The following is a 12012-nucleotide window of genomic DNA, read 5'->3' as shown; positions in this document are numbered from 1 at the left end:
GCCGCTGTGTATTTAATGCATACACAGCGGAAGTTGGGAATTTTGTAAAACTATAGACTAGGCTGCGCGGTAAACGTTTTTACCTGCTTCTTTAGCCTCGTAGAGTGCTTTATCTGCTCGGTCAAAAAGGGTTTTCGCACAATCGCTTGGCTCAAAGGACGTTGCACCGACACTACAAGACACGCCAAACTGCTTAAACATGATATGGTTTTCAACTGAACGCTTGATTCGCGCTGCCACTAACTCATTAGCTGAACGATTAACATCGGTTAACACACAGCAAAACTCATCACCGCCAAATCTAAAGGCATGGTCAGTGTCACGAAGACAGTCTTTTAGAATATTCGCAAATCCAATTAGCACCTCATCGCCTTGTTGGTGGCCATGAATATCATTCACTGATTTAAAATTATCAAGATCGAGTACAAGCAACCCAAAGCTTGAATTTTGTCGCTTACACTGACTAATCTGCTTTTCAATCGTTTCATTAAAAAACGAACGATTACCCAGACCGGTTAAAACATCCTTGGTCGCGAGTTGACTTAGGCGATAAAATTCAAGCGCATGACGTAAACTCATTGCAAACAAACCATGCATTTCAGACAACATTTTTCGTTGTACGGGGCTTAGTACTTTTGAAAAAGCATATGCTAATTGAGCGTGCTGTGGCGTGCCGTAAGGGTGTCCATAAGTGATCGAAATTTTCATAATTCGACCTTGTCCCTTGTTTTTACCCATTTTCAGTACTTGGTCCGCAAATGTGAGTTTGAGGGATGCGCATGGCAATTTTGCGGTAAGCATTTCCATATAGCTATCAATCAGCTCTTCTAAGTCTATTGATGCCATCAACATGCGCATGACATGTGCGGATTCACTTGTGGTTAACACAGGTTGCTCAGCTGCTTCGCTAATGAACAATTGCGATTGATTGATTTCTTGCTCTGCGAACGTCATTGAATCCATCATACACTCCAAATAGATTTTGATTAATTATATTAGTAGTCTGTAGGTGTCAAAAACTCGTCATATTGCGCTAGGACAATTGAACACTTACATACTGGCTTGTGTCGTTTTATCATTTTGTAAACAGATAGCAGTATGTGTGCCAAACTTTAATGCTATGCTTTTGTTTCTCTCGACATAATTGGGAAAATTTTTTGAATCAAGAATTTGTCAATATTCTAGGTTTGATGACCTTATCCGTCTTTGTGGTGTGGTTTTTCAAACGCATCAATCTCCCAGCGATTCTTGCCTATCTTGTCGCGGGCCTGTTGGCGGGCCCAGAAATACTCAGTTTGTTTGATGACCCAGACCAAATGCACATCATTGCAGAGGTCGGTATTGTTTTTTTGTTGTTTTCATTAGGGCTTGAATTCTCCTTGCCTAAAATGATTGCCATGCGCCACTTAGTGTTTGGGATCGGCGCTGGGCAAATGATCGTCTGCACAATAGTGTTTGCGGTAGTGATGATTTCCTTTGGTTTTAACTTGAGTACTGCGCTTGTGATCGGCGGAATGATTGGGCTGTCGTCTACGGCAATTGTAATCAAGCAAATAGATGAGCTAGGTCGCTTAAATACACCACGTTCGCAAATGGCAGTCAGTATTCTTTTATTTCAAGATATTGCCGTGGTTCCAATTCTTATTGTGATTCCTTTACTAGCTATGGAAAGTGAACAAAGTATTGGCACGGCCATGCTGTTTGCTTTATTTAAAGGTGTAGTCGTTGTTGCCGTTTTACTTAGTGTTGGCCGGTGGTTACTACCAAGGCTGTTTAATGAGGTCGCGAGGGCACGTACCGATGAACTCTTTGTGCTCACTACTATTTTAATTGCGCTGTTGGCTGCGGGTGTGACTTACGCCTTTGGTTTGTCAATGGCACTTGGTGCTTTTTTAGCCGGAATGATGCTAAGTGAATCACAATATAGGCATCAACTAGAGGCCGATATTCGCCCGTTTAGGGATATGTTGATGGGCTTATTCTTTGTAACGGTAGGAATGAAACTTCAGCTGTCGGTGTTTCTATCTGAGTTTCACTTCATCATTTTTGGCTGCTTACTGATGATGGGTGTAAAGACGGTCATCGTCAGATTGGTCGCACTGGGATTTAAGTCCTCAGCCAAAGATGCTTGGGCAGCTGGCCTTAAACTTTCTCAAATGGGTGAGTTTAGTTTTGTTATTGCCGCGCTTGCCGCACAAAATAGCATCATCACACAGACCCAATCTTCGGTGATCATTAGTATTGGCGTATTAAGCATGGGGCTTACGCCGTGGCTGATTAATAACAGCGATAGATTCGCTAATTGGGTAGTAAAAGACGAAAACAAAGATACCTTGGTTGAGACTGTGTTAACTGAAGCGCAAGCCAACATCAGTGAACACGTCGTGATTGCCGGTTTTGGCAGGGTGGGGCAATCAGTTGCCCGTATGCTTAAACTAGAGGGAATAAAGTATATTGCCATAGATGTTGATGCGATACGGGTACAAGAAAGTCGTCAGGCAGGAGAGCCGGTGATCTACGGCGATGCTAGCCAACGTGATTTACTAAAATCTGCACGATTACTAAACGCCCAATTACTGCTGATTACCTTTGATAATCACGATAAAGCCCTCAAAGTCACTAACGCAGTAAAAGACTTAAAGTCAGATATGAAAATCGTAGTACGAACGCGCAAAGACTATCAGGTTGATGATTTTTACAAGGCGGGCGTGGCTCAAGTTGTCCCTGAGATTCAAGAGGGGAGTTTGATGCTAGTTTCTCAAGTTCTTCACTATTCTGGCGTGCCGATGTCTAGGATTTTGAAGCGGGTGAGAAATGAGCGCAAAAAGGGCTATCAACATATGCATGGCTTTTTTCCAGGCGAAACAACTGAAATTAGCTACGGTACTAAAGACAAGTTAGAGTTTATGCATGCTGTCGTGATTACAGCGGATGCCTTTGCGGTAGGTAAGACACTTGAAGAACTTTGTTTTACGAAAAAACGTATCAGCGTTGCTGGTATAAGACGAAATGGTCAAGAAACAGAAACGCCTGATGAGCAAACAACGGTCTTGGCAAATGATGTATTAGTTATTTCGGGTAAACCAAGGCGCGTCGAACGCATGGAAAAATTCTTGTTGTATGGCGCTTAGATAGATAGGCGATAGAAACGCTTAACGTAAGTGCTGATGCTTCATAAAGTGGTAACTTGTCCGTGATTTCTATAGTATGCGCGCTATTCGTAAATTTACGTTAAACGTGATTTGCACATTCAGATTGACTAGGGGATAACATGGCAGTTCATTGGTTTCCAGGCCACATGCATAAAGCATTGAAAGAGATAAAAGAAAAGATCTCGCAGGTAGATTTAATTATCGAAGTCATCGATGCGCGTATTCCCTATTCAAGCGAAAATCCCGAAATTGCTAAAATCAGAGGTGATAAACCTTGTCTCAAGATATTTAATAAATCTGATCTAGCTGATCCCGAAAAAACCGCTCAATGGCAAACCTACCTAGAGACTGAAAAAGGCGTCAAAACTATCACCACGCGCTTAGATGAAGCGGCTCAAAGTAAACAAATATTACCTTTGATTAGAGAAATGTTTGCTGACAAAGACAAAAGCGTTAAAAGTATCAATGCGATGATCATGGGTATTCCTAATGTTGGCAAATCAACACTGATCAATATATTGGCTGAGCGTACGATTGCAAAAACCGGCAATGAGCCAGCGGTCACTAAAGCACAACAACGAATCAATCTAGGCAGTGGGATCGTGCTTTTTGATACGCCAGGGGTGCTTTGGCCAAAGCTGATGAACCCGAACACTGGTTATAGACTCGCAGCATCGGGCGCAGTTAAAGATACTGCCATGGAATACGACGATGTTGGTTTTTTTGCCGCAGATTATTTAATTAAACACTACCCTGGGGCATTAAGACAACGCTTTGATATGGATGAAATTCCGGATACGGAGCTTGAATTCTTAGAAGCCGCTGCTATAAAACGCGGTGCTCGTATGGCCGGTGGACGCATTAATCTCCATAAAATATGCGAACTCTTAATCAATGATTTGAGAACGGGCAAGCTGGGCGGGATCACCTTAGAAACACCAGACATGGTTGAAGCTGAGATGGCGCTTGTTGAAGAAGAAGAAAAGCTTAAAGAAGAGAAAAAAGCAGCGCGTAAGGCGAAATTTAAAACAGGCTCGATGACCCCAGATAAAAAAGACCGCAAGGAAATTCGCACTGAAAAGCGTGAAAACAATAAACGCCGCAGACGGTAACCTTTAATATCAACCACCGCACTCCGTAAGCCATATTCAGCTTTTGCCAAATAAACCCACTCCCCTTCATAAAAACGCACGAGGGCATCCATGCCGCTTTGGTGCAGCGTCCTTGCGGCACAAATTTTATGAAGGGGAGTGGGTTCATTTGGCGCGCTGAATGTCCTCAAACTCAAAGCGCCTCAAATTCCTTCTTCAACGCATACTTCTCATCAGTCACTATCTTCTCAAGCGTTTCTATTCGCTCACTCAATTGATTAAGACGCATTTCATACTCATGCTGCATCGCTAGCATGTCTTTATCAGTCTTCGGTTTGTTTTTTTGCTTAGGATTGCCGTTGACGATGCGAACAATCGCCCAGCAAATGATGGCAACAATGGCTATGGATGTAAGGTTCATAAAACACTCCTTTTAATGACACTTCAATATCTAAAGCATAGCATTCGTATTACTGGTAAACAGTGACAAAAGTCATCAGCTAATGGCCTTTTTATGTTTTGCTAAAGGTATTTCTATAGTCATTTCTTAATTTTAGTGACTGTTGAGTTTGATATTGCAAATAAGTTGCCATGATTTATTTATAATAAAAACAAAGAGTTAATTGGTTTTGGTGGTTTCGGTCTATGTATAATTTGGTTAAAATTACGTATTTATAGTCAATTTAGCCAATCACAATTTTGGTTTTTTCTTTCGCTTGCTCTTTTGTCGATATTACAAATGATTACCTATAGTACTTCAAAAGTACGATGAGTTAATTCTGCCTTTTACCCTCAATGTCGTATAATCGTTAATTAGATTTGATAATTCAATGACAACTGGAAAGTCTCGATATGTCTTTAGAAACACAACAATCACTTGATGAATCTTTTATGCGAGAAGCTCTTGCTCAGGCTGACCTTGCTGAGGAAAAAGGAGAGGTCCCGGTAGGTGCAGTTGTGGTTATCGACAGCGAGATTGTTGCTACTGGTTATAATTTGTCGATTTGTAACCATGACCCTACTGCACATGCGGAACTCATTGCTGTTAGAGATGCCGCTGCGCGTATTGAGAATTATCGATTAATAGATGCAACTGTATACGTTACCTTAGAGCCCTGTCCGATGTGCGCTGGTATGTTGGTTCATGCAAGAGTTAAACGATTAGTATATGGCGCAGCTGATTATAAAACGGGGGCGTGTGGATCTGTATACGATATTGCGTGCAGCGATAAACTCAATCATGTGATCGATATTACCCCAAATGTATTGGCTGACGAGTGCGCGGATAAGATATCAAGCTTTTTTAAAAAGCGTCGTGAGCAAAAGAAACACGCAAAAAAAAGCGCCTAGATTAGGCGCTTTGGTTTTTTATAAGATTGAACTAACACGCTTCTGAAAACGGCTCGTCTATTTCACTCGCCTGAAAAAGTTTTCTTCTTTGCATCACTTTTTGATGTAACTTTTTAAGCATTGTTTTTCGTTGTTGGTTACTTCTAAGCCTTCTTGTGCTTAATCTGCTTGTTTGTCTTTTCATGATTACTCCTTACGATACGACCTGAAAAAAGCCATATCGCGAATATTGATTGAGCATTGGGAGGCGAGTCTTTTCTCTTTTTGGACGGCCCTTATTTGCTCATTTCTGTCTGAAGCAATTCATTGCTTCTCATTCTTTTTATTTGTGTTTATTTATTCAGTTATTTGTTTATAACGAAATAATCGTTAGTTTTGCCGCTTGTATTCAATCTAAAGCCAAGCTAAAGCAAAAATCAGTCCTTTTTATTACAAAAGTATTATATTTTTATTACGCACGTCTTTATTGGTAAGCGCATAAACATATAACGTAAAGACAGGTAAAAGGATGCAAAAGTTTCAAAGCAATTGTAATAAAACGATTTAAAACAGTTTTTGAAAGTTTACATCAGGGAGAATTTTGCGGTTCGGCAGTGGATATTTCGCCTTTTTCATTATCATCGGATGGTGAATGACTTGTCGCCTCATCACCCTCAATAACGGGAACTTCTTCTAGCTGTGTGGCATCTTTTTGGCCTTCTAACCACACAAGGGTATCATAGTATCTTCGAATATTCGCGACATAATTGACCGCTTCATTCCCACGCGCATAACCATAGCGAGTTGTTTTGTAATATTTCTTTTGTCTTAATAGCGGCAAGTGTTTTTTGACATCAACCCATAGGTCGGGGTTACCGCCTAGTCTTTGTGTGAGTCGTCGAGCATCTTCTAGGTGTCCTAAACCAACATTGTATGCAGCCAGTGCCATCCATATGCGATCGGGTTCTTGGATTCTTGCGGGGATGCGCCTTAACAGACTACTAAAGTACCTAGCACCGCCGCTAATGCTTTGCTCTGCGTCGTGTCTAGAGGTTACTTTCATATCTTTGGCAGTTGCGCGGGTTAGCATCATCAGACCTCGAACTCCAGTGGGTGAAACTGCCATTGGATCCCAGTGACTTTCTTGATAACTCATTGCGGCGAGTAAACGCCAGTCGTTGTCACCCGCATAAGCTTTAAATAAATCTCTATAATCGGGCAGTGTTTTTTCGACTGCACGCATAAAAGCGCGGGTATCGACAAAATCAAAGCTTTGAATATGGCCAAAATACTTGTCTTCCAAAGCGCTTAATTTTCCACTGGTTTGCAGGTAACCGAAATACTCTATTAATGCGGCGCGCAATGAATCATCAGTATCTTTATTTAAAAGCCATGCTATTTGAAGCGTATCGGTCACTGAAAATCCAATCCCTAAGTTGGGGTAACGGCGCCTTGCGACCGCCAAGATATTGCTATCTGAAATGGTATAGTCGAGCTCGTCGTTACTCACCATTTCCAGCAACTCTTCGATATCTTTTTCTGCGGTTTCTTGCCAAAACGCAGGTTGTTCTTCTTCCACTAACGTGCTCAGTGGTTCTCTGTATAGATCATTGGCAACGATGGTTAAGTCACCGTCAATATCTTCAATTGAACGAGGACGGTTTTTGCCTTTGCGATATACCAGTTCGAAGTTCACGTTTTGATAGGCAGGCCCAAAGCGATACCTATCCTTACGGGCTTCGGTCATCGTGATATTGGCAGCAATTAAATCGACTCTTTTGTTGTCGAGTTGGGGGATCAATTCACCGTAGGAATAATAGGGGTAAACTTCTAGGCGTACACCTAAGTATTCGGCAAAGCCTTGAGCAAGTTCATATTCAAACCCCTCTGCCTGTGTAGGACCGTTGTAGTAGGTTGTTCTGCCATATATCGATCCGACTTTTAATACGCCCGATTCCAGAATGCTTGAAAGTGATAGGTTGGGAGCCTGTTGTGCGCAACTAAACAACAATAAAGAAGACATCACGGCTAGGCCGAGTGTCCTGTGTGTTATTGATTGGATAAATCGCAACAAATTAAAATACTTAGGCTTTTTTCTTATCATTAATCCCATTGTGAACAAATTTTTGCTCAGCATCCAGTTTAAATGTGCAAAAACTTCAAAAACATCTCCCACCTTGGGTTTATCAACGCTTTGCTTTTCTCTATAATCCGCACCACGCTATTTCCATTCCAGCTAAACGGTCTATGTACTGTTGGCTAACCCAACATTTGGTATACAAAGTATGTTAATTCTTCGCGGTTCGTCTGCACTATCTCAGTTTCAACAAGAAAAGCTGACCTCTCAGTTAAGCAATAATGGTATCGGCAAAGCCAGCGCCAGTGCTTATTTTGTACATTTTGTGGATGTTAACGAAGCGCTCACACCCCAAGAGTTAGACACGCTTAAACAACTGCTTGTCTATGGTGAATCTGTTGAGGGTTCAACTGACGAATGTGCGATTGAACATACTTTGTATTTGGTAACGCCTAGACCCGGCACAATATCACCGTGGTCATCAAAGGCGACCGATATTGCGCACAACTGCGGCTTATCTAAAGTCAATAGGATTGAACGAGGGATTGCATACGATATCCAGACCGGACAAGAGAGTTCGGTTGTTTTCTCACTTATCCACGACCGAATGACGCAATCTGTGTTAAAAAGTTTTGAAGATGCAGCTTCGTTATTTAAAGTGGCAGAGCCTGTGACCTTTTCAAGCGTCGATATTATTGGGCAAGGCAAACAGGCGCTTGTAGATGCCAACCAAAAGCTGGGCTTAGCTTTAGCTGACGATGAAGTCGATTACTTGTTTGATAACTTTACTGCATTGGGACGAAATCCAAATGACGTAGAATTGTACATGTTCGCCCAAGCAAATTCAGAGCATTGCCGCCACAAAATTTTTAACGCTGATTGGACGATTGACGGCGTTGCTCAGCCCAAGTCTCTATTCAAAATGATTAAAAACACTCACGAAGTCCTGCAAGATTTCGTGTTTTCTGCGTACAAAGATAACGCCGCGGTAATGCAAGGCTGGGACGCTGGACGTTTTTATCCAGACGCAAGTGACAACACCTATCAATATCATCATCAAGCAATTGATATATTGATGAAAGTCGAAACGCACAATCACCCAACCGCAATCTCTCCCTATCCGGGCGCTGCAACTGGAAGTGGTGGCGAAATAAGAGATGAAGGTGCAACAGGTCGCGGTTCAAAACCAAAGGCTGGTTTGGTTGGCTTTACGGTATCAAACCTTAACTTGCCTGATGCTCAGCAACCTTGGGAAACTGTTTACGGTAAGCCAGAACGCATCGTGAGTGCACTCGATATAATGCTCGAAGGGCCTTTGGGCGGTGCTGCATTTAATAACGAATTTGGGCGTCCTAATCTGTTGGGTTATTTCAGAACATTCGAGCAGCGTGTAAATAGCTTTAATGGTGAAGAAGTGCGCGGTTATCACAAGCCAATCATGCTAGCCGGTGGCTTGGGCAACATAAAACGCGAGCATATTCAAAAAGGTGAAATCACTGAAGGGGCGCATCTAATCGCGCTTGGTGGCCCTGCTATGAATATCGGCTTAGGCGGTGGTGCGGCCTCTTCAGTTGCTTCTGGTCAGTCTTCTGCTGATTTAGATTTTGCTTCAGTTCAACGTGAAAACCCAGAAATGGAAAGACGTTGCCAAGAAGTCATCGACAAGTGCTGGCAATTGGGTGATCAGAATCCGATACAGTTTATACACGATGTAGGTGCAGGCGGTTTGTCTAACGCCTTTCCAGAATTGGTTTCTGATGGTGGTCGAGGGGGCGTGTTCGAACTTAGAAATGTGCCAAATGATGAGCCAGGTATGTCACCATTAGAGATCTGGTGTAATGAATCTCAAGAGCGCTATGTGTTATCAGTCGCACCAGAAAACCTTGAATTGTTTGAAAGTATTTGTAAGCGGGAGCGCGCGCAATATGCGGTAGTGGGTAAGGCCACTCGCGAGCAACACCTTACTTTGAGCGATGCAAAATTTGGTAACAAACCAATTGATATGCCGCTAGAAGTGTTGTTAGGTAAAGCACCCAAAATGAGTAAAGACGTTAAGTCTGCAAGTGCTCAAGGTGATGTGTTTGATACTGCAAGCATCAAGGTAAGTGAAGCGGCTGACCGAATTTTACAACTACCAACCGTTGCTGAAAAAACCTTTTTAATTACTATTGGTGACCGCTCGGTAACCGGTATGGTTGCGCGTGATCAGATGGTTGGCCCTTGGCAAGTGCCAGTGGCTGATGTGGCCGTCACGACTTCTGCGTTTGATACCTATCAAGGTGAGGCGATGGCAATGGGTGAACGCACCCCAGTAGCCTTGCTAGATCACGCTGCTTCTGCGCGATTAGCGGTGGCAGAATCACTGACTAATATTGCTGCTTCCGATATTGGAGATTTAAAGCGGATTAAACTGTCTGCGAACTGGATGTCAGCATCTGGACACCCTGGTGAAGATGCGGGGCTTTATGCCGCAGTTAAAGCGATTGGTGAAGAGTTGTGCCCAGAGTTGGGCATAACCATTCCTGTTGGTAAAGATTCTATGTCGATGAAAACCGCATGGAATGAAGGTGACGGCGATAAAGCGGTCACGGCACCAATGTCACTTATCATTACTGCTTTTGGGGCAGTGAGAGATGCAAGAAATACATTAACTCCCGAGCTTAAATCACAAAACGATGCATCATTACTTCTGATAGATTTAGGGGCGGGGAAACAGCGTTTAGGCGCATCATGTTTAGCGCAGGTGTATAGTAAACTCGGGCAAACAGTGCCTGATGTGGATGACCCTCAATTACTAAAGTCTTTCTTTAACACAATTCAATCTTTACTTGCTGATAAAAAGCTATTGGCTTATCACGACCGCAGTGATGGTGGCTTATTTACCACTGTTGTTGAAATGGCGTTTGCAGGTAAAACAGGCATTGACATCGAGCTTGCTTCTTTGGGTGATGACGTTGTTTCAGCCTTGTTTAACGAGGAGCTTGGAGCCGTTGTTCAGGTTGCAAGTGAAGATTATGATTCAGTGATGCAAGCCTTCGAACAAGCAGGTTTAAGTGCATGTGTTCATAACTTAGGTAATACCAATTCGAGTGACACGATTGTCTTTAAACATCAGCAAAATACAGTGCTTGAAAACTCTCGTGTTTATTTCCGAACGCTGTGGGCAAGTACAACGCATAAGATGCAAGCGCTACGCGATAATCCAGCATGCGCAAATCAAGAACATCAAGCGAAAAGCGATACGAATGATCCAGGTTTACACGCAAACTTAAGTTACGATATTAATGAAGACGTTGCCGCAGATCTGATTGCAAGCGGTAACTTACCAAAAGTAGCGATTTTAAGAGAACAAGGCGTCAACTCGCATGTTGAAATGGCAGCCGCCTTCCATCGAGCTGGTTTCACGCCTGTCGATGTTCACATGAGTGATTTATTTGCAGGGCGTCAACATCTTAGTGACTTTGTTGGTTTGGTCGCTTGTGGCGGTTTCTCGTATGGTGATGTCCTCGGTGCGGGAGAGGGTTGGGCTAAATCAATCTTGTTCAATGAAGACTTAAAAGCTCAGTTTAAAGCATTTTTTGAGCGTGAAAACACATTCTCACTCGGCGTTTGTAACGGTTGTCAGATGCTATCTAATTTGAAATCGCTGATTCCTGGCGCACAAGATTGGCCGCATTTTGTAACTAACGAATCTGCTCGCTTTGAAGCGCGCGTTGCCATGTTAGAAGTGCAAGCATCACCATCGATTTTCTTTAAAGGCATGCAAGGTTCTCGCATGCCGATTGCTGTATCTCACGGTGAAGGTCGTGTTGAATTCAAACATGATGAGCAACTATCAGCACTTGAAAATGCTAATCAAGTATCTCTTCAATACGTTGACAACTATGGCAATGTTACTGAATCTTACCCAGCCAACCCAAATGGATCGGTCAACGGTATCACAGGCCTTACATCTACAGATGGTCGCGCTACGATTATGATGCCGCATCCTGAACGTGTGTTTAGAGCGGTCAATAACTCTTGGTGTGATGAAGCTTGGGGGGAAGATGGTCCTTGGATGCGCATGTTCCGTAATGCACGCGTTTTTGTGGGCTAGGCTTTAAGCAGAAGTTAAAAAGCTCAATAATCGTCATCTACAAAGAAACGTCGTTCCCGCGAAGGCGGGAACCTCGTTGGAACACAGCGATATCAGCATCGAAGAATCGTCATTCCCTTGAAAAAGGGAACCTCCTTGGAACCTAGCAAACCCTAACATCAACCACCGCACTCCGTAAGTAATATTCAGCTTTTGCCAGATAAGCCCTATGCATTCATAAAACCGCTGTGCGCCATCCATGGCCGCTGCTGCCAACACGTCCTGTGT

The 12012-nt window shown here is 43.0% G+C and carries 8 protein-coding genes; 4 read left to right on the top strand and 4 right to left on the bottom strand.

From position 1 onward, the window contains the following. Positions 1–57 precede the first annotated feature (57 nt). Positions 58–966: a GGDEF domain-containing protein gene (locus KUL10_RS07050; protein ID WP_233499739.1), complete on the bottom strand. Its 909-nt coding sequence runs from the start codon at positions 964–966 to the stop codon at positions 58–60. A 191-nt stretch (positions 967–1157) separates the two neighbouring features. Here KUL10_RS07050 and KUL10_RS07045 point away from each other — a divergent pair, with 191 nt between their 5' ends. Then, on the top strand, positions 1158–3131 hold the full coding sequence (locus tag KUL10_RS07045) for a monovalent cation:proton antiporter family protein (protein ID WP_110428210.1): 1974 nt from the start codon (positions 1158–1160) through the stop codon (positions 3129–3131). Between the two features lie 140 nt (positions 3132–3271). Beyond that, positions 3272–4264 (top strand): ribosome biogenesis GTPase YlqF, encoded by a 993-nt coding sequence (ylqF, locus tag KUL10_RS07040; protein ID WP_110428209.1) that lies wholly within the window; start codon positions 3272–3274, stop codon positions 4262–4264. 172 nt (positions 4265–4436) lie between these two features. On the opposite strand, the gene KUL10_RS07035 is transcribed toward ylqF, so the two are convergent. Further along, the gene (locus KUL10_RS07035; RefSeq protein ID WP_110428208.1) at positions 4437–4664 is read right to left on the bottom strand and encodes a hypothetical protein; all 228 of its coding nucleotides are present in this window, start codon (positions 4662–4664) and stop codon (positions 4437–4439) included. A 431-nt stretch (positions 4665–5095) separates the two neighbouring features. Between KUL10_RS07035 and tadA the strand changes: the two genes are divergently transcribed. Beyond that, a complete protein-coding gene (tadA, locus tag KUL10_RS07030) occupies positions 5096–5593 on the top strand; it encodes a tRNA adenosine(34) deaminase TadA (protein ID WP_110428207.1) in 498 nt (165 codons plus the stop codon). 31 nt (positions 5594–5624) lie between these two features. Here the strand turns inward: tadA and KUL10_RS18720 are convergent, their stop codons facing one another. Then, positions 5625–5777, bottom strand: a complete 153-nt coding sequence (locus KUL10_RS18720; protein ID WP_199509201.1) for a hypothetical protein — start codon at positions 5775–5777, stop codon at positions 5625–5627. Between the two features lie 384 nt (positions 5778–6161). Beyond that, complete coding sequence (mltF, locus tag KUL10_RS07025; RefSeq protein WP_233499738.1) at positions 6162–7595, bottom strand: membrane-bound lytic murein transglycosylase MltF; 1434 nt, start codon at positions 7593–7595, stop codon at positions 6162–6164. A 262-nt stretch (positions 7596–7857) separates the two neighbouring features. On the opposite strand from mltF, the gene purL reads away from it, so the two are divergent. After that, positions 7858–11745 (top strand): phosphoribosylformylglycinamidine synthase, encoded by a 3888-nt coding sequence (gene purL / locus KUL10_RS07020; RefSeq protein WP_110428206.1) that lies wholly within the window; start codon positions 7858–7860, stop codon positions 11743–11745. Positions 11746–12012 lie beyond the last annotated feature (267 nt).

Source organism: Glaciecola sp. KUL10, assembly GCF_003203515.1.
Lineage (GTDB): Bacteria > Pseudomonadota > Gammaproteobacteria > Enterobacterales > Alteromonadaceae > Glaciecola.
The sequence above is the reverse complement of the archived record's forward strand: the minus strand, read 5'-3'. Positions and strand labels throughout refer to the sequence as shown.

Bases quoted from the DNA above. Each gene is read 5' to 3' on its own strand.
- KUL10_RS07050 (WP_233499739.1), bottom strand. From the start codon at position 966: ATGATGGATTCAATGACGTTCGCAGAGCAAGAAATCAATCAATCGCAA.
- ylqF (WP_110428209.1), top strand. From the start codon at position 3,272: ATGGCAGTTCATTGGTTTCCAGGCCACATGCATAAAGCATTGAAAGAG.
- KUL10_RS07035 (WP_110428208.1), bottom strand. From the start codon at position 4,664: ATGAACCTTACATCCATAGCCATTGTTGCCATCATTTGCTGGGCGATT.
- tadA (WP_110428207.1), top strand. From the start codon at position 5,096: ATGTCTTTAGAAACACAACAATCACTTGATGAATCTTTTATGCGAGAA.
- KUL10_RS18720 (WP_199509201.1), bottom strand. From the start codon at position 5,777: ATGAAAAGACAAACAAGCAGATTAAGCACAAGAAGGCTTAGAAGTAAC.
- mltF (WP_233499738.1), bottom strand. From the start codon at position 7,595: ATGTCTTCTTTATTGTTGTTTAGTTGCGCACAACAGGCTCCCAACCTA.
- purL (WP_110428206.1), top strand. From the start codon at position 7,858: ATGTTAATTCTTCGCGGTTCGTCTGCACTATCTCAGTTTCAACAAGAA.